This window comes from Plantactinospora sp. BC1, from assembly GCF_003030345.1.
GTDB lineage: Bacteria > Actinomycetota > Actinomycetes > Mycobacteriales > Micromonosporaceae > Plantactinospora.
This window is the reverse complement of the sequence record NZ_CP028158.1, coordinates 4,056,101-4,077,477: the sequence shown is the minus strand read 5'-3', so window position 1 is coordinate 4,077,477 and position 21,377 is coordinate 4,056,101. Positions and strand designations below refer to the sequence as shown.

The window sequence follows — 21,377 nt, the reverse complement described above, 5'->3', positions numbered from 1 at the left end:
GATCGTACGCCGGAACCTCGCGGCCCGGGAGAGGACGGGTCGACTACGGACCGTTGCGGCGGGTCGGTGGGCGACCGGGCAGGTCAACCGGTCCGACATGTGGACGGGCCGCTGGGCGGAGGGCGATACCGGGTGATCCGGATTACCATCGAGCGACGAGCGCCGACCGGCGGAGTTGCCGGCCAGCCCCACCGACCCGCCCGTGAAGGCGGGGGTTCGAACGGACGGGACGGATCGCGGGCGCGGCGTTCGAGGTGCCGAGGGCACCCGGGCGGGATCAAGCGACCTGTTTCCGGGAATGCGGTTCGGTGACCGTCCCGGCCACCATCACGGAGGCACGACGAGCGCGCGGGGAGGCGGGATGAGCGGGTGCGACGCCGGCATCATCCGGCGCCCGGCCGCGGACGTCGTGGCGCGGAAAGAGCACAGCGAGGAGGCGGCATGACCGGCACGACGCTGGACGACTACACGGACCGCTATGCCCGGCGGGTACGCGGGATGACGGCATCGGAGATCCGAGCTCTCTTCGCCGTCGCCAGCCGTCCGGAGGTCGTCTCGTTGGCCGGTGGCGCACCCTACATCGCCGCGTTGCCGCTGGACGCGGTCGGCGAGATGCTGAACAAGCTCGCCGCCGACCAGGGCGCGACGACGCTCCAGTACGGCATCGGCCAGGGCACCCTGGAGCTGCGGGAACGGATCTGCGAGGTGATGGCGCTCTCCGGCATCGACGTCGGCTGTGGCGCCTCCCCGGAGGACGTGGTGGTGACGGTCGGCGGGCAGCAGGCGCTGGACCTGATCGCCCGGCTCTTCCTCGACCCCGGCGACGTGGTGCTGGCCGAGGGGCCCACCTACGTCGGCGCGCTCGGCGTCTTCCAGAGCGCACAGGCCCAGGTGGTGCACGTGCCGATGGACGCCGACGGCCTGATCCCGGAGGCGCTGGAGCTGGCCATCGCCGAGGTCGCCCGCTCGGGTCGCCGGGCGAAGTTCCTCTACACGATCCCGACCTTCCAGAACCCGGCCGGCGTCACGCTGACCGAGGAGCGCCGGGAGCGGGTGCTCGACATCTGCGAACGGGCCGGCCTGCTGGTGGTCGAGGACGACCCGTACGGCCAGCTCGGCTTCGACTGCGAGGCGCCGCTGCCGCTGCGGGCCCGCCGCCGGGACGGCGTCTTCTACCTGAGCACCTTCTCCAAGACCTTCGCGCCGGGCCTGCGGGTGGGCTGGATCCTGGCCCCGCACGCCGTACGCGACAAGCTGGTGATCGCCAGCGAGGCGCAGATCCTCTGCCCCAGCGCCTTCGCCCAGGCCGCCGTCACCACCTATCTGTCGACGATGCCGTGGCGGCAGCAGCTCAAGATCTACCGTGAGGTCTACCGGGAGCGCCGGGACGCCCTGCTCGACGCGCTCGCCGACTACATGCCGGCCGGCACCAGCTGGACCGAGCCGGGCGGCGGTCTCTTCGTCTGGGCGACGCTGCCGGACGGCCTGGACGCCAAGGCGATGATGCCGCGGGCGATCGCGGCCCGGGTCGCCTACGTGCCCGGCACCGGATTCTTCGCCGACGGCACCGGCGCGGGCCACATGCGGCTCAACTTCTCCTTCCCGCCGCCGGAGCGGATCCGCGAGGGCGTGCGCCGGCTGGCGAGCGTGATGGAGCAGGAGACCGCCATGCGCGAGGTCTTCGGCACCGTGGCTGCCCCGTCCCGCCGTCGTGGGCAGGCCGGCGCGGACGTGCCAGGTCCCGACTTGGCATGATCTCCGGCATGGGTACCCACTCCGCCGACGATCCGCTGCTCGCCGCCGAATGGCCGGACCTCGTACCACAGGAGGCCACGGCGGAGCTGCGGGTACTCGTACTCGCCGGTGGACTCTCCTACGAGCGGGACGTGTCGCTGAAGTCCGGTCGACGGGTACTCGACGCGCTCCGCTCGGTGGGAGTGGAGGCGGAGCTGCGGGACGCCGACGTCTCGCTGCTGCCGCTGCTCCGGGACGATCCCCCGGACGCGGTGGTGATCGCCCTGCACGGGTCGACCGGCGAGGACGGCTCGCTGCGCGGCGTACTCGACATCTGCGACGTGCCGTACGTCGGCTGTGACGCCCGGTCGTCCCGACTGGCCTGGGACAAGCCGTCGGCGAAGGCGGTACTCCGCGAGGACGGCATCCCCACCCCGGACTGGGTGGCGCTGCCGCACGACCGGTTCTCCGAACTCGGGGCGGTGGCGGTGCTGGACCGGATCGTCGACCGGCTCGGACTGCCACTCATGATCAAGCCGGCCCAGGGCGGCTCGGGTCTCGGCGCCGCCGTGGTCCGGGACCCCGCCGCACTTCCGGCGGCGATGGTCGGCTGCTTCGCGTACGACTCGACGGCGCTCGTGGAGCGCTTCGTACCCGGAATGGACGTGGCGGTCTCGGTGGTCGACCTGGGCGACGGCCCGCGCGCGCTGCCCGCCGTCGAGATCGTCCCGCGCAACGGCGTCTACGACTACGCCGCCCGCTACACCGCCGGGCTCACCACCTGGCACGCCCCGGCCCGGTTGTCGGCCACCGCGGCGGCCCGGGTCGCGGAGACCGCCCTCGCGGCCCACGCCGCGCTCGGGCTCCGCGACCTGTCCCGGGTGGACCTGATCGTCGACGAGGACGACCGGCCGCACGTGCTGGAGGTCAACGTCTCGCCCGGGATGACCGAGACCTCGCTGCTACCACTCGCCGTGGGCGCCGCCGGGCTCGACTTCGGCGAGCTGCTGCGCACGCTGGTCGCCCGCGCCGCCCAGCGCCGCACCCCCGGCCGCCCCTGACCCGCCCCGGCTCCGGGGCGGGCCCGCTCGGTCAGTACGCCCGGGTGGCCGGATCGCCGTAGGATTCGCGGCGGGCGGGCGAATCGGAAGCGTCCGTCGAGTCCGCCACCTCCGTTCCCTGCCGCCCTGCCGCCGGCTCCTCTCCTCCCGGCTCCTGTCCTGCCGACTCCTGTCCTCCCGGCTTCCGTTCCGGTTCCTGCTGGGGTTCCCGTTCCTGCTCGGGTTCCGGTTTCGGCTCGGTCGTTGCAGCCGGAGTCCGGGAGGAGGCGGTCGGCTCGGTCGGCGTCGTCGGGGCGCCCGTCGACGACACGGCGGCGGCCGACTCCGCCGCACCCTGTTGAGCCAGGCTCGACGGCGCCTGCCACTGGATGCGGGGCGGCTCGGCCAGCGGACGCCCGCCGAACTCGGCGAGCCAGGCGGCCACGAGCGCCAGATTCTCCCGCCACTGCGATTCCGGGATCGGGGGCAGGATGTCGTCCCACAGCGAGAGGAAGGTACCGCGCAACTGGAGGCGCCCGTACGGCCGCGCGAGGAACCACAGGTGCAGGTGTGCGGCGCCGTCGCCCCAGCGGTTGACGTGCACCCGGGCGACTCCGTCCAGGGACCGTACGGCCCGCTCCAGCCGTACCGTCATCACCCCGAGTTCGGCAGCGAGCAGGTTGGGCAGATCGCCCAGGTCCAGATGCGAACGTGATTCCAGGATCAGCACCATCGGCAGCCCGGTGGGCCGGTCCATGGCGCGTACCCGCCAGCGTTCACTGACCCAGATGTAGGCGTCGTCGGGAGCGTTGCAGGAGTGGCATTCGCCGGAGCCCTCGCCCTTGCGCGGCGGCTCGACCGCGACGGGCTCGTCGAGTTGCTTGACCCGGAACTCGCCTTCGAAGGGGAACGAAGGCCACCTGGTGAAGTCTGGTACCGCGGGAGGGGTGTGGGGCACGACGCTGACCCTAACCGAGTTCCGGACCGCTGTCCCTACCCTGTTTTGGCTGCCGATCATCGACATGTCGGCCCGGCCTCGGAGCCACGACGGCCGCCTCCGGACAGCCGGATGGGTGGGCCCGGATTGCTCGGTCCGGAGGCGTCGCGCCGGTTCACGCCGAACACCCATTTCCGACCCTCGAACGGCTACCGCGTCAGTTCGTACCCGACCGCTGATCGGCTCGACTGGGCTGTCGTTCAGCCTTCCGGAAGCTTCGAAGTGCGGATTTCACCGCCGTCATCCACAGGCTGATACCGCGTTCCACGCGCTGTTTCACGTGAAACGGGGGGTGCCTGTGGACAACCCCTGTGGATTACTTTCGCCATCCCAGGCAACGCGGCAAACCCGGGGGCCGACGCGAATCGGTATCCGAAACTTGGGCCACGCGGCGCACGGTGTGGGGACTACCCGGCGGCGGGAGTCCGACGCCCCTCGGCCAATCGTTCTGGGTTAGGCGGCCGGGGTCGGTGGCTCCCCGGAAGATCAGATCCGCCCTGCGGGCAGACAGCGCCTCAGATGCCTCTCAAGACCGCCGAGATCCCCGCTGGAGCGACAACCCCTTGAGCCGTTCCTGCGGACGCGTGGCGGGGCTGCCGGGGGCGTCAGAGGCTTTCACGCCGAGCGCTCTGCGCGGCCGGCAGCCGACGCCGACATCGACCGAGTCACCGAGCAACCTCCGGAAGTCCCGGTAGGTCCCACCCCGGCTCCTACTGGTCAGCCGCGCTCGTTGACGGGACACCCGCACGTCGAAAGGCGGGTTAGCGAATCGTGCCGTTCATCGGCTGCTCCCGGGCACCCTTGGACAAGTGAAGAGATCGTGGCTGGCTCCACGGCACCCCGTGGAATCGAACGATGGGAGTCGAGCGGCGGGAGTCGAGCGGCGGGCCGTCGGCGGGTGAGATCTCGGCCGGCTGGCGCAAACGGCAGTGGGCGGGATGCGTGGGCGGGATGCGGCCGCCCCGCAGCAAATCGCGTCTGCGGGCGGTCGGCCCGCAGCGAACGGTGCCGAGACCCGACGGCTCGAATGGAAGAGAAGGTGGCACGCCGGTCAACGGCAGGCGAGGCGGCGCCAAGCGCGAGGCGGCAGCGCGTGGATTCGCTAGCGAGCACGAGGCGGTCGCGAGCGGGAAGGGTAGCGAGCGGGCGCCGACCGCGAGCGGCGTGAAGCGGCGTGATTGGCGCTGACGCGCACCGTAGACGATGGCGGGCGCGGCTGGCGGCTGGCGGCTGGTTTCACGTGAAACCGGCACACCGCCTCCGGCCGCGACTCCAACGGCAGCGACGCGGACGGCCACGACCCCAGTCACTCGGGGGCGTGGCCGTTGCCGCTCTGTCGAGTACGCCGTCCGCCCGCCGTCGCGCCGGACGGGCGGAGCGGTCCGGGGATCAGGCTGGTTCGTCCGACTCGGCGTCCGAGCCCGTCATCCCGATCAGACCGACGATCCGTTCGAGGTCGTCCACGGTGGCGAACTCGATGGTGATCTTCCCCTTGTTACGCCCGATGTCGACCTTCACCCGGGTGTCGAACCGATCCGACAGCCGGTCCGCGAGATCGGTCAGCCCGGGGGCGTGTACCTTCGCCCGCCGCTTCGCCGGGCTGGGCCGGCTCGGGGAGTTCTCGGCGAGCTTCACCACCTCTTCGGTGGCCCGTACCGACAGCCCTTCGGCCACGATCCGGCGGGCGAGTTCCTCCTGCGCGGTCGAGCTTTCCAGGCTGAGCAACGCCCGGGCATGCCCGGCGGAGAGCACTCCGGCCGCCACTCGCTTCTGTACCTCGGCCGGCAGGTTCAACAGCCGGATGGTGTTCGAGATCTGCGGGCGGCTGCGGCCGATCCGGCGCGCCAGTTCCTCGTGCGTCGCGCCGAACTCCTCCAGCAGTTGCTGGTACGCCGCCGCCTCTTCCAGCGGGTTGAGGTTGGCCCGGTGAATGTTCTCCAGCAGCGCGTCCCGGAGCATCGCGTCGTCCCGGGTGTCCCGGACGATCGCCGGGATCGAGTCCCGACCGACCGCCTGCGCCGCCCGCCAGCGCCGTTCGCCCATGACGAGTTCGAACCGGTCGTCGGGAAGCTGGCGTACCACGATCGGCTGGAGGAAGCCGACCTCCTGGATCGAGAGCTTGAGTTCCTCCAGGGCCTCCTCGTCGAAGATCTGCCGTGGCTGCTTCGGGTTGGGCACGATCGCGTCGAGCGGGATCTCGGCGAACCGGGCTCCGGGAACGGGCGCCAGCTCCGGCCCGGTCGGCTGGGCCGGAGCCGGGGGCACCGGCGTGGACCAGGAGGATTCGGCGGGCAGAGATGGCGCCGCCTCCGGTCGACCGGCTGGAGGCTCCGCCGTCACCACCCCGGCAGCCGGTTCCGGTGCGGTGGTGGGAATCAGCGCGCCCAGTCCTCGACCCAGCCCGCCCCGCGGACGGTTCTTCATGCCACGCCTCCCGACGCATCAACCGAGCTATGCATTGCGGCCAACAGACTCTTTGACCCCGCGCATCGCAATCTCCTGGGCCGCCTCGAAGTAGCTCGTAGCGCCCCGCGAACCGGGATCGTAGGTCATCACCGACTGGCCGTAGCTCGGAGCCTCCGACACCCGCACGTTGCGCGGGATCACCGCCTGGAGCACCTTGTCGCCGAAATGGTTCCGGACGTCCTGCTCCACCGCGTCCGCCAGCCGGGTCCGCCGGTCGTACATGGTGAGCAGGATCGTCGAGACCTCAAGGGTCGGGTTCAGGTGCTGGCGTACCAGGTTGATGTTGTTGATGAGTTGGTTCAGCCCTTCCAGTGCGTAGTACTCGCACTGGATCGGGATCAGCACTTCCTGGGCGGCGCAGAGTGCGTTGACCGTGAGCAGGCCGAGTGACGGCGGGCAGTCGATGAAGACGTAGTCGAACTCCGCCGGGTGGCCGGCAATGGCGCGAGCGAGGCGGGACTCCCGGGCGACCACCGAAACCAGCTCGATCTCGGCACCGGCCAGGTCGATGGTGGCCGGTACGCACCACAGGTCGGGGATCCCCTCGACGCCCTGGGCCACCTCAGCGAGCGGCACATTGTCGATCAGGCAGTCGTAGACGTCCGGGACGCCGGCATGGTGCGGCACGTTCAACCCGGTGGAGGCGTTCCCCTGCGGGTCGAGGTCCACGACCAGAACACGGTTGCCGTGCAGCGCCAGGGCCACCGCCAGGTTGACCGTGGTGGTGGTCTTGCCGACGCCTCCCTTCTGGTTCGCGACACACATGATCCGTGGCCGGTCCGGACGCGGCATCGTCACCTCGCCACTCGGGTTCAGGATTTGCACAGCGCGCATTGCCTCCATTGCCAACGGGGGATCGTCCTCTTCGCGCGACGGGGTTTCACGTGAAACGTACGCGTCGGACGCGGCGTCCTCAGGGATGGTCTCCGGTACCGCCGACGGCGTGTCGGCCGGCGGCTCGGGCTCGACGGCAACCGGGCGGCTCGGCGGGCGTACCCCGTCCGCCTGCACCCGGGCCGCCGCTCGACTCGGGACCGGTGCCTCAGTGCTGACCGGCGACGTGACCGGCGACGTGACCGGCGACGCGGCTGGAGGCACGGCCGGCGCCGCGACCGGGGGCACGACCGAGGGCTGAACGCCGGCATGCGGCGCCGCCGGCTGCTGCGGTACGTCCGGCGGCGCCGAGAAGGTCGGCGCCATCGCCCGCCCCGCCGGTCTCGGCTGCTCCGCACTCTGCCCGGACGATTCCTGTCCCGGCCGATGCACCGGCTGGCGGGGCGGCTCCGGCGCCACCACTGGGCCCGCCGGTTCCGCCGCGAACGGCGAAGTCACCGGGGCGTACCCGGGCCCACCGCGCTCGGTCGGGCCGGGCGGCGGCGTGACCCGGGCGGTACCCCGGCTCGGACTACGGGACGGTGTGCCGGCGTACCCGGTCGGTTGGCCGTCGGAGTCGTCACCCCGTCCCGGCGGACGGGCCCGGCCACTCGCGGACCAGCCTTCGTACTCGGTTTCACGTGAAACATCGGCGCCGCCGGAGTGGTATCCCCCGGAGTCCGTCATCTCTGGATCGTCATACCTACCGTTGTCATGCACCGTGTCATCCCTGCCAGCTTCGGATGGTGTCGGCCCGGTCAGCGCCCATGCCCGCGTCTCGGGCGTAGCGTGCGGTCCGGCAAGAAGCAGCGAAGGCCTGAGGCGCCACCCGCTGCCCGGTCTACACTATCGACGCGCGGTCAGCCTACGGCCGCTGGGCAAATAGGGCCACGGCTGTCCGTAGGATGAAAACCGGCCGTTCCGGAGTTCCGTCCCGACAGACCTGTCTGATCAGCGGATACGACGCCTCCTGCTCGGCTTGCGGATTATTCGCCGCCTCCGGTGCCGGACCAACCCTCCGTACGGGCCCACTGGCACCCGCTCTCCTGGCGCCGACTTGTCACGGTGGACTGGGGAAGGTGTCGTCAACGCGCCGCCGACGCCTCACCCAGCCGGTCCCGCTGGCGGCCGACCGCCCGACGCTGCCACGGCGTCGGTACGCGTACCGACGCGATCCCCGCCGCCGTGGCCGCCTGGATGCCCAGTTCGGTGTCCTCGAACACCAGACAGGTTTCCGGCGGTACGTCCAGTAGGCGGGCGGCGAGCAGGAAACCCTCCGGATCCGGCTTGGCCGTCGTGTAGTCCTCGGCGCAGACCAGGACGTCGAACTTCGCCAGCAGACCGAGCGTCTCCAGAGAGGCGGTGACCGACGCCCTGGTGCTGCCGGAGACGACAGCGAGCGGAAGTCGTCCGTGGGCCTGCTCGACGTGCTGCCGTACCTCCGGTACGGCCGTCAACCGTGGCAGCAGCTCGCGATAGAGCTCCTCCCTGCGCCGAGCGACCGCTTCCGCGGGCATGGCGAGACCCTGCCGCTCGTTGAGCGTGACGATGATGTCGATCACCGTCCGGCCGCCCCAGGCGTAGAAGAGGTCTTCCGGCAGGACGCAGTTCCACTCCGCAAGGGCCCGCTGCCAGGCGATGTAGTGCAACGGCATGGAATCGGCGATGGTGCCGTCGCAGTCGAAGAGGTAGGCGCGGAAGTCGCCGGACGGCAGGGGCAGCATCACCGGCACAGGGTATAGCCGGTCCACCCTCCACCGAGTCACGGCCCAGGACGAGAGCAGCGAGCCGGGTGGGTCAGGACGAGAGCAGCGAGCCGGGTGGGTCAGGACGAGAGCAGCGAGCCGGGTGGGTCAGGACGAGAGCAGCGAGCCGGGTGGGTCAGGACGAGAGCAGCGACCGGGGCGGCCAGGACGGAAGCAGTAAGCCGGGCCGGCCAGGAGAAAGTGCCGCACGACCAGCGAATAGGAGCAGGAACCAGCAAATGCCAGCAGCCCAGGCAGACGGCCCTGAACGCGGCAAATCCGCTCCGCCGCTACCGGGCCGTTCCGCCCCGCCGGCCGCCCGACGTACCCCGGGCCGGTGTGCGACCGGGGCGCTCCCGGACCACCTCGACGACGGTCGTCGGCGGGTCGACCACGCCGAGGCCGGCCTGCCGGACCACCGGCGACGACCCGCCGAGCCGGCGTACCGCCTCGGCGTGCTCGGCCACCTCCTCGGCGGCGCTGGATCCCTTCATCGCCAGCAGGCGCCCGCCGAGCACCGCGAGCGGAAGACACCAGCCGGCCAGCCGGTCGAGCGGAGCGACGGCACGGGCCGTCACGACGTCGGCCGGTACCCGCAGCTCGTCGGGAAGGTTGGCCAGGTCGACCGGTACACCGGATTCGGCCGGAACCGGCCCGGTGGACCGTCCGCTCCTGCCGGTACGGCGGCGCCGGCCACCGGCACCCTCCCGCCGGCTCGCGGCGAGTTCCTCCGCCCTGGCCCGGACCACGGTGACGGCGTCGCCGAGGTCGAGCGCGGTGACCACCTCGGCCAGGAAGACGGCCCGCCGGGCCAGCGGCTCGACCAGGGTGACCGTCAGGTCCGGCCGGGCGATGGCGAGGACGACTCCGGGAAGTCCGGCCCCGGAGCCCACGTCCACCACGGAGGCGCCGACCGGGAGAAGCTCCACCATCGCGGCGCAGTTGAGCAGGTGCCGGTCCCAGATCCGAGGCGTCTCACGGGGACCGATCAGGCCGCGCAGCACGCCGGGGCCGGCCAGCAGTTCCGCGTACGAGGCCGCGAGCGGGAGCCGCTCCGCGAAGAGGGCACGGGCCGGCTCGGCCAGTTCGGCGGGAAGCGGTACGGCCGGTGGGGTGTCGTCCCCGGCCCGGACAGGCAGCGGCCCGGGCGGCGGTTCACCACCCGGGCCGGATACGGATCGGTGCGTCATCGACCGCTCAGTCGACCGGCCGTACGACGATCCGCCGGTTCGGCTCGACGCCCTCGGACTCGCTCTCCACCCCGGCGATGGCGTTGACCACGTCGTGTACGCACTTGCGCTCGAAGGCGGACATCGGCTCCAGCCGGACAGCCTCGCCGTGCTGCTTGACCTTCTCGACCGCGTTCTTGGCGACGGCGGAAAGCTCCTTGCGGCGGGTCGCCCGGTAGCCGCCGACGTCCAGCAGCAGCCGGCTCGGCGTCCCGGTCTGCCGGAACACGGCGAGCCGGGTCAGCTCCTGGAGCGCCTCCAGGGTGGCGCCGCGCTGCCCGACCAGCGCCTGTAGGCGCCCGCCGACCACCTCGACCACCGGGCGTCCGGCCGAGACCAGCTCGTCGATGTCGCCGTCGTAGTCGAGGATGTCGAGCAGCCCCTCGACGTAGTCAGCGGCGATCTCGCTCTGCCGGAACAGGTCGGCGTCGCTGGTCGCCGCGGCCGGCCGGCCGCCGTTGCTGGCCTGCTCGACCTCGTCGCCGTCCTCCTCGTCGCCGTCGTCCTCGCCGGCCACGTCGTCGTCCTGCTCCGGACCGGCGTCCGCGCCCGCCCCGTCAACCGCGACGGCCTCGGTGGTTTCGGCGTCCGCGGGCGGGCCCGCCGGCAGGACCGGCTCGGTGTCGCCGATGGGCTGCTCGGCGCGCGGAATACTGGTGTCGGTCACCGTCTCATCTCCGTACTCTCTCGGCCGGACCGTACGGTCCCGCTGGTTCCCCGGGGCCCGGCGGGAGATCGCCGAGTGCCACGGGCACGTCTGCTCGGGCAACGGTGCCCGTCGTCGCGGGGCGCGGCGGATTCCGGCCGGCGCCAGCACTGGTGGCAGCACGGCCCGAAGTCCTACCGGGCCACCGACCGACAGTTGCGGCCGGTGGCCGGTCCGCGTCAACCCTGACGCTTCGCCGGACGCCCCTTCTTGGGGTTGACCGGCTTGGCGCCCGGCTTGGGAGCGAGCGCCTTGGTGTCGACGGCCGGCTTCTCCGGCTGCGCGCCGTTGGCCTTGGCCCGGCCGAACCGGCCGGCGGGCTTGGCCGGCTTGCCGGGCTGCACCGGGTTGCGGGAGTCGGTGCCCCGTCGGCCGCCGCCGGCTCCGGTTCCGCTGGTACGCCGAGGAGCGGACTCGCCGGGCTTCGGCAGCCGGGGTGCGGTCTGCGGCGGCGGGTACTTGCGCAGCACCCACTGCTGCTGGCCGAGCGTGAAGAGGTTGTTGGTGACCCAGTAGATGACCACACCGATCGGGAAGATCGCGCCGGAGACGAGCAGCGAGGCGGGGATGCCGTAGAGCATCAGCCGCTGGATCATGCGCTGCTGGGGGTCCTCGGCCCAGCCGGTCTTGAGGATCATCTGCCGGCTGGTCAGGTAGGTGGTGGCGATCATGATGGCCACGAGTACGCCGGCCAGGATCTTGACCGAGGCGCCGCTGGCGTTCAGCCGGGCCAGCTCGGCCGCGGTGGAACCGAACTTGCCGGCGATCGGCACGTCGAAGAGGCGGGCGTGGGTGGCGCTCTCGAACTGTTCGGCGGTCCAGCCGTACCGGGTCTTGCCCTGGTTGGCCGGGTCGAGCCGGCGGAGCACGTGGAAGAGGCCGATGAAGACCGGAGCCTGTAGGAAGATCGGAAGGCAGCCCATCAGCGGGTTGGCCTTCTCCTTCCGGTACAGCTCCATCATTTCCTTCTGGAGCGTCTCCCGGTCACCCTTGTGCTTCTCCTGCAACGCCTTGAGCTGAGGCTGGATCGCCTGCATCGCCCGCTGCGACTTGATCTGCTTGACGAAGATCGGGAAGAGGATCACCCGCAGGGTGACCACCAGGAAGATGATCGCCAGGATCCAGGACCAGTTCGTGCCCAGGACCGCCCCCGCGGACACCCCGATGGCGTCCCAGGCGGAGTGCCACAGCAGCAGGATCCACGAGATCGCCCAGTAGATCCAGTCGAGACTCAATTCGGGGCTCCAGTCACATCGGCATGGCGGCGTGCGCCCGGCTCCGGCACCGGGTCATATCCACCGGGGTGGAAGGGATGGCAGCGCAACAGCCGCCGGACCGCCAGGACGGCTCCCCGGAGCGCACCATGTCCCGCGACCGCCTCCAGGGCGTACGCGCTGCACGACGGGTAGAACCGACAGCGGGCCGGCAGCGCCGGGCTTATCCAACGACGGTACGCGACGATGGCTCCCGCCAGCACTCGGGCACCGACCGTCATCCCGGACGTACCGCCGGTGGAGTCCGTCATCGGGGCCGCCGGGGGGACTTCCGGGGGGCGAGTGCCGCCGCGAGCGCGGCGTCGAGGTCGGTGCCGAGCCGGGCGTACGAGGCGTCGGCGGCGCCGGGCAGCGCGCGTACCACCAGGGTGGTCCCGGGCGGCAGGCCCGGCAGCCGGTCACGGACCAGGTGCCGCAGCCGACGCCGGACCCTGTTCCGGACCACCGCGCCACCCACGGCCTTGGAGACGACGAAGCCGGCCCGGGCGGGCGCGGGCTCGTGTCCCGCACCGGCGCTCCGAACCGGCTGCGATGCCGTCGTGGTCGTCCGGGAAGAAGGTGGACCCGGGGTACCGGCCGAATCGAGATGTACCACCACTGATCCTCGACCGGCGCGGCGCCCACCCCGGATCGCCGCGGCGAAGTCACTGCTGCGCCGCAGTCGCTGTGCGGCCGCCAGCACGACTGCCTACATCCCCGGACCGGCCTTGCCAGCCGTCAGGCCGACAGGCGGGTGCGACCCTTGCCACGGCGGGCCGCGATGATGGCGCGACCAGCCCGGGTGCGCATGCGCAGCCGGAAGCCGTGGGTCTTCGCGCGCCGGCGGTTGTTCGGCTGGAAGGTGCGCTTGCTCACGTCAGGCTCTCCGTCGTCGTACGCCCCGGTCGTGCGACAGCGGGGTCGTGTGATTGTCTGGCGTCGACCGCCGGGACGGCCGGGTGTCGATGCCGTCCAGGCATCAGCCACGGCCCGTGCCGGGCCGCGGTCAACAGTCTCCCATCACCCTAGCAGAGGGCGACAGAGCAACCGTTGGAGCCTACGCAGCCCGAGAACGGTCGTCAAACATCATGATCGCCCGTCGGGCCGGTCCGGTGCGCGGGACCGGCAAGGGGCGGTTCGGCGGGGTTTTTCACTGATGTCGACAAGGTCCGGGTGGATCCGACGGTTGAAGGGTTGTGGACAACGCTGTTAGCGTGCCCGATTGCACGTCAGCGTCAGGGGGTGGGGGATGCCGCTGACGGGCAAAACCGGACAAGCTCGTCGATCGTTCGACAGATGAACCCGCGTCAACGCCGGTCGGGCCGGGGGCAGGCGACACGGACGCCCGGCCGGGCGACACAATTCGGTCGATACACAGGCTGTGGATAACCTGTGGACGGCGCCGGCGACCGCCGAGCGCCGCGTCGTGCCTGTTCGAGCACGTCAGCAAGCCTGGAACGGTCGACCGGGACGGCAACGGCGGCCGGAGACGCAGAGGCGATGGGGGTGGCGCGACGGTGGCCGACACGATCGACCTTGGCGCGGTGTGGGCGGCGACGACCGAGGAACTGGCCGACGAGATCATTTCGGCTCAGCAGCGTGCCTACCTCCGGCTGACCCGTCTGCACACGATCATCGAGGACACCGCGCTGCTCTCCGTACCGGACGCCTTCACCCGGGACGTGATCGAGTCGCGGCTCCGCCCGGCGATCACCGAGGCGCTCTCCCGCCGGCTGGGCCGGGCGGTCCAGGTGGCGGTCACCGTACGGCCACCGGAGGACGGGCAGCCGCGCCCGGCCGGTGGCGGCTACCCGGCCGGACCCGAACCGGCCGGACTCGGCGTACCCCCGGGTTATCCGGTCTCCGGCGGCGCGCCCGGCTATCCCGTCGGCCCGCCCCCGGCCGGCGGCTACGGCGACACCGACCCGCCGGGCGGCTACCCCGACCCCGACCCGGCCGGGTATGCCGACCGGGAGCCCGCCGGATACGCCGACCCCGATCCGGCCCCGGGTTACCGGGCCGAGCCGCTCCGCTTTCCCGGCGACGCCGAGCGCGAATATCCGGTACGACCGGAGCAGGAGTTCCCGGCCGGCGCCGGACCGGAGGTACCCGAACACCGCAACCCGGTGCCCGACCAGGCCGGCGGTCGCAAGCCGCCGCCGTTCACCGGCTCGGCGCAGGTGCCCTCCGGCGGTGCCGGGCGGCCGGCCGGGCGACCCGACACCGCTCGCGGGAACCTGATCCCGAACAGCCGGGACGGCCAGGAGACGCTCTTCAGCGCGCCCTACCCCGAGCCGTATCGGCCGGCGCCGCCACAGCAGGAACGGCGCGGCTTCGACGAGCGGGGGGCCGACACCGGCAATCTCGGTCAGTTCGGCGACCACCGGCCGGTCGACCGGCGCTACCACGACAGCCGGGACGGGGGTGCCGGACGACTCGGGCCGGGTCGGGACGGCGGCCCGGACAACGGTCCCGGTCGGGGCGGCGCCTATCCCGAGCACCGGCCCGGCGGACGTGACGACCGGCGGCCGGGCGGGGTCGGCGGGGCCGGAGACGTCAGCGGCAACCGGCTGAACCCGAAGTACATGTTCGAGACCTTCGTCATCGGCTCGTCCAACCGGTTCGCCCACGCGGCCTCGGTCGCGGTCGCCGAGTCACCGGCGAAGGCGTACAACCCGCTGTTCATCTACGGCAGCTCGGGGCTGGGCAAGACCCACCTGCTGCACGCCATCGGGCACTACGCGACGACGCTGGGCAACGCCCGCTCGGTCCGGTACGTCTCGACCGAGGAGTTCACCAACGACTTCATCAACTCGCTCCGGGACGACAAGACGAGTGCGTTCCAGCGCCGCTACCGCGACGTCGACATCCTGCTGATCGACGACATCCAGTTCCTGGAGAACCGCGAGCGGACCCAGGAGGAGTTCTTCCACACCTTCAACACGCTGCACAACGCCAACAAGCAGATCGTGATCACCTCGGACCGGAAGCCGAAGGACCTGGCGACGCTGGAGGACCGGCTGCGTACCCGGTTCGAGTGGGGCCTGCTCGCCGACATCCAGCCGCCGGACCTGGAGACCCGGATCGCGATCCTGCAGAAGAAGGCGGCCCAGGAGCGGCTCTTCGCCCCGCCGGACGTACTGGAGTTCATCGCCTCCCGGATCGCCAACTCGATCCGGGAACTCGAGGGGGCGCTGATCCGGGTGACCGCGTTCGCCTCGCTGACCCGGTCCCCGGTCGAACTCTCGCTCGCCGAGGAGGTGCTCCGGGACTTCATCCCGGACGGCTCCGGGCCGGAGATCACCGCCGACCAGATCATGATCTCCACCGCCGACTACTTCGGGGTGAGCCTGGAGGACCTGCGCGGGCAGTCCCGGTCCCGGGTGCTCGTCAACGCCCGCCAGGTGGCGATGTACCTGTGCCGGGAGCTGACCGACCTGTCGCTGCCCCGGATCGGCCAGGCGTTCGGCGGGCGCGACCACACCACCGTGATGCACGCCGACCGGAAGATCCGGCAGCAGATGGCGGAACGCCGCTCGCTCTACAACCAGATCGCCGAGCTGACGAACCGGATCAAGCAGAACACCTGACCCACCGACCGGGCCGACGAGGGCCGGGTACGCGCCGTTCGGCGGTCGTACCCGGCCCTCGGTCGCATCCGGGGGAGGCGTGTCGAAGGTCATCCGGCCCTCAGCCGGGCCCGGGGCCGCTCGTTGTACCCAGGCTGTCCACAGCCGGTTGTCCACCGTCGGTGGATAACCTTCGGGTCGGCTCGCACCCGGAACCCACAACCTGTGGACAGAGGCTGGGGAAACGTGTGTGGACAGTTACCGAACGTGACAAAGTTTTCCACCGATGGCGGCGAGCTGTGTACGCCCTGTTGAAGGTTCTGGGGACGGTGCTCGTCGATCTTCGGAGGGCTGTGCCCACAGATGGGGAAAAGCCGGTGGGTAACCCGGTGGACGACCGGTGGACAAGCGTGGATAACTCCGCCGCCGACGGAGGCTGTGGATCGCGAGCCCGGTTCCGACCCCGGTTGTCCACACCTCGCACACCGGTGGACAAGCCGCTGACCAGCGCAGAGGCCACTTCTCCACAGTTTGCACAGCACCGATGAAGACGATTGAGTTATCTCTTCAAGAGAACAAAAACCAATCATCGGCGTTGGGCATCCTGTGGACTCTTTTGATCCGTCGTACCCATGGGTCAGGATCTGTCGAAGTACCGGGGTCGGGCGCACAGCCGATGCGGCCGGGTCCTAAGGTGCGATGCAGACCCGCACGGTTGGCGGGGCCGGAAGGCGGCCGCCGGCATGAGACAGTTGTCGCTGACGTCGATCCGGAGGCATGGCATGAAGTTCCGCGTGGAGCGTGACGCGCTCGCCGACGCCGTGGCGTGGACCGCGAAGAGTCTGCCCAACCGTCCCTCGGTGCCGGTGCTCGCCGGCGTGCTGCTGCGGGTCGGCGAGGGTGGGCTGCACGTCTCGGGCTTCGACTACGAGGTCTCCAGCCAGGTGACCGTCGACGTGCAGAGCGAGGCGGAGGGCGCCGCGCTGGTCTCCGGCCGGCTGCTGGCGGAGATCACCAAGGCGCTGCCGGCCAAGCCGGTCGACATCGCCGCCGCCGGGGCGCATCTGGAGCTGGTCTGCGGCAGCGCCCGGTTCACCCTGCCGACGATGCCGGTCGAGGACTACCCGACCCTGCCGGAGATGCCGGGCAGCGCCGGCACCATCGACGCGGCCACCTTCGCCGCCGCGGTCGGCCAGGTCGCGATCGCCGCCGGCCGGGACGAGACGCTGCCGATGATGACCGGGGTACGCATCGAGCTGAACGGCTCGACCCTGGCGATGCTGGCGACCGACCGCTACCGGCTGGCGCTGCGCGAGATCGAGTGGCGGCCGGACGACCCGGAGGTCAGCATCAACGCGCTGGTGCCGGCCCGGACCCTGCACGACACCGCCAAGGCCCTCGGCCCGCTCGGTGGCGACGTCACGATGGCGCTCTCCCAGGGTGCCGCCGGTGAGGGGTTGATCGGGTTCGCCGGGGGCACCCGCCGGACCACCAGCCGGCTGCTGGACGGCGCCAACTACCCGCCGGTGCGCTCGCTCTTCCCGGCCAGCTCCAACGCGGAGGCCCGGGTCTCGGTCGCCGCGCTGGTCGAGGTCGTCAAGCGGGTGTCGCTGGTCGGCGGCCGGACCACGCCGGTACTGCTCAACTTCAGCTCCGACGGCCTGGTGGTCGAGGCCGGCAGCACCGAGGAGGCCCGGGCGAGCGAGGCGATGGACGCCACGTTCACCGGCGAGCCGCTGACCATCGGCTTCAACCCGCAGTACCTGATCGACGGACTCCAGAACCTTGGCTCGGCACTGGCGGTCTTCTCCTTCGTCGACGCCTTCAAGCCCGCGGTGATCTCGCCCTCCGGCGAGGACGGGGAGATCATCCCCGGCTACCGCTATCTGATCATGCCGATCCGGGTCACCCGCTGATCGCACGGTTCTGGAAGGAAAGTTCATGCAACTCGGCCTGGTGGGGCTCGGCCGGATGGGCGGCAACATGCGCGAACGGCTGCGCGCCGCCGGACACGAGGTGATCGGCTACGACCAGAACCCAGCGCTCTCCGACGTGGCCAGCCTGGCCGAGCTGGCCGAGAAGCTGGCCGCGCCCCGGGCGGTCTGGGTGATGGTGCCGGCGCAGTACACCGAGGCGACCGTCGACGGGCTGATCGGAGTGCTCTCCGCCGGAGACATCGTGATCGACGGCGGGAACTCCCGGTTCAGCGACGACCTGCCCCGGGCGGAGAAGCTCGACCAGCACGGCCTCGGCTACATCGACGTCGGCGTCTCCGGCGGCGTCTGGGGGCGGGAGAACGGCTACGGCCTGATGGTCGGCGGCGACGAGCAGCACGTCGGGCGGCTGATGCCGATCTTCGACGCGCTCAAGCCGGAGGGCGAGTTCGGCTTCGTGCACGCCGGGCCGGTCGGCGCCGGGCACTACGCCAAGATGGTGCACAACGGCATCGAGTACGGCCTGATGCACGCCTACGCCGAGGGCTACGAGCTGCTCACCGCCTCCGAACTGGTGACCAACGTGCCGGGCGTCTTCAAGTCCTGGCGGGAAGGCACCGTCGTCCGCTCCTGGCTGCTCGACCTGCTCGACCGGGCCCTCGACGAGGACCCGGAGCTATCCCAGCTCAGCGACTACACCGAGGACACCGGCGAGGGCCGCTGGACGGTGGACGAGGCGGTCCGGCTCGCCGTGCCGCTGAACGTCATCGCCGCCTCGCTCTTCGCCCGGTTCGCCTCCCGCCAGGACGACTCGCCCGCGCTGAAGGCCGTCTCCGCACTGCGTCAGCAGTTCGGCGGGCACGCCGTACGCAAGCACTGACCGGTGTACGTCCGCCGGCTCGAACTGGTCGACTTCCGCTCGTACGAGCGGGTCGGCGTCGACCTGGAGCCGGGTGGGAACGTGCTCGTCGGCCCGAACGGGGTGGGCAAGACCAACCTCGTCGAGGCGCTCGGCTACGTGGCGACGCTGGACAGCCACCGGGTCGCCACCGACGCCCCGCTGGTCCGGGCCGGCGCCGCGACGGCGGTGCTGCGGTGCGCGATCGTGCACGACGGTCGGGAGCTGCTGGTCGAGTTGGAGATCGCCCCGGGCCGGGCCAACCGGGCCCGGTTGAACCGCTCACCGGCCCGGCGGGCCCGGGACGTGCTCGGCGCGCTGCGGCTGGTGCTCTTCGCCCCCGAGGACCTGGAGCTGGTCCGGGGTGACCCGGCCGAGCGTCGGCGTTACCTCGACGACCTGCTGGTCACCCGGATGCCCCGGTACGCCGCCGTCCGCGCCGACTACGAGCGGGTGGTGAAGCAGCGCAACGCGCTGCTGCGTACCTCGTATCTGGCCCGGAAGACGGCCGGTGGGCGGGGGCGGGCCGCCCGGCCCGACGCCGAGCGGCCGGCCGAGGGCGGCGGTGACCTGTCGACCCTGGCGGTCTGGGACACCCACCTGGCCCGGCACGGGGCGGAGCTGCTGGCCGGCCGGCTGGAACTGGTCGCCGCGCTCGGCCCGCACGTGACCAAGGCGTACGACGCGGTGGCTGCGGGGCGGGGTGCGGCCTCGATCGCGTACCGGCCGTCGGTGGAGCTGGCCGACCCGGTGCCGGACAGGTCGACCCTGGAGGCAGCCCTGTCGGCCGCGCTCGCCGAGGCCAGGCCGGCGGAGATCGACCGCGGCATGACACTGGTCGGGCCGCACCGCGACGAGCTGACCCTGACCCTGGGCACCCTGCCGGCCCGGGGGTACGCGAGCCACGGCGAATCCTGGTCGTACGCGCTGGCGCTCCGGCTCGCCGCCTACGACCTGCTCCGCGCCGACGGCGTCGAACCGGTGCTGGTGCTGGACGACGTCTTCGCCGAACTGGACAGCGGCCGCCGGGAACGCCTGGCCGAGCTGGTCGCCGGGGCGAGTCAGCTCCTGGTCACCTGCGCGGTCGCCGACGACGTGCCACAGGCGCTGCGGGGCGCCCGCTACGAGGTCTCCGACGGGCAGGTGCGCCGTGCCGACTGATCCCGAGACACCCCGCCCGACGGATGCGCCGGCGACCGGGGGGAAACCCCGGCGCGGTGCACCCGGCCCGGCCGAGCCGGCAAAGGCGCAGAGCGGTCCGACACCGGCGGCCGGAGACGGTGAACTGGCCGGTCCGGCGCTGGCCCGGGCGGTCCTCGACGCCGCGCTCGCCAAACGGAAGGGGCCCGGCCCGCGTCGCCGTACCCCTGGCGGAGCCGACCTGGACGCGGAGCCGGCGGCCGACGGCGCGGCGGGCGGGCCCGGCGGTGCCGGCTCGACGGCCGGCCGGCCGGGCGGGCAGCGACGCCGGCCGCGCGGCTACTCCGGCCCGGGGCCGGATCCCCGGGATCCGCAACTGCTCGGTACGGTGCTGGCCCGGCTGGTGAAGGCCCGGGGCTGGCAGCAGCCGGCCGCCGAGGCGACCGTCTTCGGTGCCTGGGAGCGGGTGGTCGGCCCGGACGTGGCCGAGCACAGCCGACCGGTGAAGCTGGAGAACGGCGAGCTCACGGTCGAGGCGGAGTCGACGGCGTGGGCGACGCAGCTTCGGCTGCTCGCCGGTTCGCTGCTGCGGCGGATCGCCGCCGAGGTCGGGCACGGCGTGGTTCGTCGGCTGCACGTGCACGGCCCGACGGCACCGTCCTGGTCGCGGGGTCCACGGCGGGTACGAGGACGTGGCCCCCGGGACACCTACGGCTGAGCCGGCCCGACGGCAGGCGCCGGGCGACCGGCTGACCGCGATCCGGCGTCGACCGGCGGCGGACCGGGCGACCGGCGGCGCGAGTCGCACGACGGTGGCCCGCGACGCGTCGTGGCCGGCAGCAGCTCGGCGGTCAGGAGTCCGCGTAGACGGCGAAGCCGCGTTCGGCGCACCTGCGGTAGAAGCCGGCCAGCACGGCCAGCTCCGAGCGCGGGAAGCTCCACTGCGGCGGAGCGCCGGACTCGTCGCGCAGCGCGTCGAGGCGGCTGTCCAGCCAGCGCAGCTGCTGCTCGGCCAGGCGGCCGTCGGAGAGCGCGGCCCGGAGTACGGCACTGACCGTGTCGAAGGTCACCGACTCGCCGTGCGCCCGGTGCCCGTCCACGAACCGCTCCAGCCCGCCGGCGATCCAGGCGCAGCCGTCGGGGTCGATCACCGGATCCTCGTCCTCGGCCGCGGCCTCGGTGGCGTAGAGCACCCCGTCCAGCCCGAGCAGCAGGTCGACCAGTTCGGTGTAGGCGGTCGCCCGGACCGAACCGTTCTTGGCGATGTATCCGGCGAGCGCCGCGGTCGGCGCGGCCACCTCGGGCACGTCGGCCAGCTCGCCGAAGTCGACGAACTCGGCCGGGGCGACCGGGTCGTAGAAGCGGCCGGTCCGCGGCCAGCGCACCGCGACGTTGTCCAGCCCCATCGGGCGTCACCTCTCCATGCACCTGACGAAACCGGTCGGTTGGACCGTCCGATGCGCTTACCGGGCATCCTGGCGACGGAGCTTACTTCCGGCGTCGCCAAGTTACGGCACCGCTCGCCCTCCGCGCGACCCCCGGCCCGGGTGGTCCCGGGACGTCCGTCCGGGCTCGCCCCGGCTGGGCGGGAACGACCAGGCTGGGTGGTGTCGGCAGGTGAGGACGGGACGATGCCGGAAACGGCCCCCGATTCGATCTCAGGCGTGTGGGGGGAGTCGTGGGCGAGGGGGTACGGCCGTCTACGTGGGTCTGAGGGCGCCGCGCAGGGGTGCCGCATACCCAATGTGTCATCCGGGCACAGTAGGATTGACGGCGAGACGACGACACGGTGT

Annotated in this window: 18 protein-coding genes; 7 read left to right on the top strand and 11 right to left on the bottom strand. The window is 71.9% G+C overall.

Going from position 1 to position 21,377, the window contains the following annotated elements:
- Positions 1 to 441 precede the first annotated feature (441 nt).
- The gene (locus C6361_RS17705) at positions 442 to 1,755 is read left to right on the top strand and encodes a PLP-dependent aminotransferase family protein (RefSeq protein ID WP_107268390.1); all 1,314 of its coding nucleotides are present in this window, start codon (positions 442 to 444) and stop codon (positions 1,753 to 1,755) included.
- An 8-nt stretch (positions 1,756 to 1,763) separates the two neighbouring features.
- A complete protein-coding gene (locus C6361_RS17700; protein WP_107271014.1) occupies positions 1,764 to 2,795 on the top strand; it encodes a D-alanine--D-alanine ligase in 1,032 nt (343 codons plus the stop codon).
- Between the two features lie 31 nt (positions 2,796 to 2,826).
- On the opposite strand, the gene C6361_RS17695 is transcribed toward C6361_RS17700, so the two are convergent.
- From C6361_RS17695 to rpmH, 10 genes are all read right to left on the bottom strand, one after another.
- Positions 2,827 to 3,732 (bottom strand): hypothetical protein, encoded by a 906-nt coding sequence (locus tag C6361_RS17695; RefSeq protein WP_234359543.1) that lies wholly within the window; start codon positions 3,730 to 3,732, stop codon positions 2,827 to 2,829.
- A gap of 1,428 nt (positions 3,733 to 5,160) precedes the next feature.
- Positions 5,161 to 6,195, bottom strand: a complete 1,035-nt coding sequence (locus C6361_RS17690) for a ParB/RepB/Spo0J family partition protein (protein WP_107268389.1) — start codon at positions 6,193 to 6,195, stop codon at positions 5,161 to 5,163.
- 27 nt (positions 6,196 to 6,222) lie between these two features.
- A complete protein-coding gene (locus tag C6361_RS17685) occupies positions 6,223 to 7,437 on the bottom strand; it encodes a ParA family protein (RefSeq protein WP_304598542.1) in 1,215 nt (404 codons plus the stop codon).
- A gap of 758 nt (positions 7,438 to 8,195) precedes the next feature.
- Complete coding sequence (locus C6361_RS17680) at positions 8,196 to 8,834, bottom strand: HAD family hydrolase (protein ID WP_369931438.1); 639 nt, start codon at positions 8,832 to 8,834, stop codon at positions 8,196 to 8,198.
- A 311-nt stretch (positions 8,835 to 9,145) separates the two neighbouring features.
- On the bottom strand, positions 9,146 to 10,045 hold the full coding sequence (locus C6361_RS17675; RefSeq protein WP_107268388.1) for a 16S rRNA (guanine(527)-N(7))-methyltransferase RsmG: 900 nt from the start codon (positions 10,043 to 10,045) through the stop codon (positions 9,146 to 9,148).
- Positions 10,046 to 10,052: 7 nt separating this feature from the next.
- Positions 10,053 to 10,751, bottom strand: a complete 699-nt coding sequence (locus tag C6361_RS17670) for a protein jag (RefSeq protein ID WP_369931401.1) — start codon at positions 10,749 to 10,751, stop codon at positions 10,053 to 10,055.
- A gap of 218 nt (positions 10,752 to 10,969) precedes the next feature.
- Positions 10,970 to 12,025, bottom strand: coding sequence for a membrane protein insertase YidC (gene yidC, locus C6361_RS17665; protein ID WP_107268387.1), 1,056 nt, complete (start codon positions 12,023 to 12,025; stop codon positions 10,970 to 10,972).
- Positions 12,022 to 12,285 (bottom strand): membrane protein insertion efficiency factor YidD, encoded by a 264-nt coding sequence (gene yidD, locus C6361_RS17660; RefSeq protein ID WP_107264393.1) that lies wholly within the window; start codon positions 12,283 to 12,285, stop codon positions 12,022 to 12,024. Before yidD ends, yidC begins: the two co-directional genes overlap by 4 nt.
- Positions 12,286 to 12,311: 26 nt before the next feature.
- The gene (gene rnpA / locus C6361_RS17655; RefSeq protein ID WP_107268386.1) at positions 12,312 to 12,746 is read right to left on the bottom strand and encodes a ribonuclease P protein component; all 435 of its coding nucleotides are present in this window, start codon (positions 12,744 to 12,746) and stop codon (positions 12,312 to 12,314) included.
- Between the two features lie 35 nt (positions 12,747 to 12,781).
- Positions 12,782 to 12,919 carry a 50S ribosomal protein L34 gene (gene rpmH / locus C6361_RS17650; protein WP_101368834.1) on the bottom strand — a complete coding sequence of 46 codons (138 nt, stop codon included), beginning with the start codon at positions 12,917 to 12,919 and terminating at the stop codon, positions 12,782 to 12,784.
- A 641-nt stretch (positions 12,920 to 13,560) separates the two neighbouring features.
- On the opposite strand from rpmH, the gene dnaA reads away from it, so the two are divergent.
- From dnaA to C6361_RS17625, 5 genes are all read left to right on the top strand, one after another.
- Entirely contained in the window at positions 13,561 to 15,633 is a 2,073-nt protein-coding gene (dnaA, locus tag C6361_RS17645) for a chromosomal replication initiator protein DnaA (protein ID WP_159079368.1), read from the top strand.
- A gap of 761 nt (positions 15,634 to 16,394) precedes the next feature.
- A complete protein-coding gene (gene dnaN / locus C6361_RS17640) occupies positions 16,395 to 17,528 on the top strand; it encodes a DNA polymerase III subunit beta (protein ID WP_107262484.1) in 1,134 nt (377 codons plus the stop codon).
- A gap of 25 nt (positions 17,529 to 17,553) precedes the next feature.
- Complete coding sequence (gnd, locus tag C6361_RS17635) at positions 17,554 to 18,426, top strand: phosphogluconate dehydrogenase (NAD(+)-dependent, decarboxylating) (RefSeq protein WP_107262483.1); 873 nt, start codon at positions 17,554 to 17,556, stop codon at positions 18,424 to 18,426.
- A 3-nt stretch (positions 18,427 to 18,429) separates the two neighbouring features.
- Positions 18,430 to 19,605 (top strand): DNA replication/repair protein RecF, encoded by a 1,176-nt coding sequence (recF, locus tag C6361_RS17630; RefSeq protein ID WP_107268385.1) that lies wholly within the window; start codon positions 18,430 to 18,432, stop codon positions 19,603 to 19,605.
- 124 nt (positions 19,606 to 19,729) lie between these two features.
- Positions 19,730 to 20,302 carry a DUF721 domain-containing protein gene (locus C6361_RS17625; RefSeq protein WP_107271011.1) on the top strand — a complete coding sequence of 191 codons (573 nt, stop codon included), beginning with the start codon at positions 19,730 to 19,732 and terminating at the stop codon, positions 20,300 to 20,302.
- Between the two features lie 133 nt (positions 20,303 to 20,435).
- Here C6361_RS17625 and C6361_RS17620 read toward each other — a convergent pair whose 3' ends face one another.
- The gene (locus tag C6361_RS17620; RefSeq protein ID WP_107262480.1) at positions 20,436 to 20,990 is read right to left on the bottom strand and encodes a hypothetical protein; all 555 of its coding nucleotides are present in this window, start codon (positions 20,988 to 20,990) and stop codon (positions 20,436 to 20,438) included.
- Positions 20,991 to 21,377 lie beyond the last annotated feature (387 nt).

Coding starts and splice junctions, on each gene's coding strand:
- C6361_RS17705 (WP_107268390.1), top strand. CDS start 442: ATGACCGGCACGACGCTGGACGACTACACGGACCGCTATGCCCGGCGG.
- C6361_RS17700 (WP_107271014.1), top strand. CDS start 1,764: ATGGGTACCCACTCCGCCGACGATCCGCTGCTCGCCGCCGAATGGCCG.
- C6361_RS17690 (WP_107268389.1), bottom strand. CDS start 6,195: ATGAAGAACCGTCCGCGGGGCGGGCTGGGTCGAGGACTGGGCGCGCTG.
- C6361_RS17685 (WP_304598542.1), bottom strand. CDS start 7,437: ATGGCGCCGACCTTCTCGGCGCCGCCGGACGTACCGCAGCAGCCGGCG.
- C6361_RS17680 (WP_369931438.1), bottom strand. CDS start 8,834: ATGCTGCCCCTGCCGTCCGGCGACTTCCGCGCCTACCTCTTCGACTGC.
- C6361_RS17675 (WP_107268388.1), bottom strand. CDS start 10,045: ATGACGCACCGATCCGTATCCGGCCCGGGTGGTGAACCGCCGCCCGGG.
- yidD (WP_107264393.1), bottom strand. CDS start 12,285: ATGACGGTCGGTGCCCGAGTGCTGGCGGGAGCCATCGTCGCGTACCGT.
- dnaN (WP_107262484.1), top strand. CDS start 16,395: ATGAAGTTCCGCGTGGAGCGTGACGCGCTCGCCGACGCCGTGGCGTGG.
- gnd (WP_107262483.1), top strand. CDS start 17,554: ATGCAACTCGGCCTGGTGGGGCTCGGCCGGATGGGCGGCAACATGCGC.
- C6361_RS17620 (WP_107262480.1), bottom strand. CDS start 20,990: ATGGGGCTGGACAACGTCGCGGTGCGCTGGCCGCGGACCGGCCGCTTC.